General features: G+C 67.8%; 1 protein-coding gene. It reads right to left on the bottom strand.

Going from position 1 to position 230, the window contains the following annotated elements:
* A partial coding sequence (locus PUR26_RS00905) for a hypothetical protein (protein ID WP_329868229.1) occupies window positions 1–206 on the bottom strand: 206 nt, incomplete at its 3' end.
* Window positions 207–230 lie beyond the last annotated feature (24 nt).

The following is a 230-nucleotide window of genomic DNA, read 5'->3' as shown; positions in this document are numbered from 1 at the left end:
GCCACCACCGGAACGGTTGTCGTCCCGACGCGGCCCACGGTCGTCACGACGGAAGTCGCTGCCACGGTTGTCGTCCCGACGGTCGTCACGGCGGAAGCCACCACCGGAACGGCTGTCGTCACGGCGGAAGCCACCACCACGATTGTCGTCCCGACGGTCATCACGACGGTCATCACGACGGTCGTCACGACGCTGCCCACGGTCATCACGGGGGAAGCCACCGCGATCGT

Origin of the sequence: Streptomyces sp. SP18CS02, assembly GCF_036322365.1 — a bacterium.
Taxonomy (GTDB): Bacteria; Actinomycetota; Actinomycetes; order Streptomycetales; family Streptomycetaceae; genus Streptomyces.
Note: the sequence above shows the minus strand (reverse complement) of the source record. Positions and strands in the feature narration are given on the sequence as shown.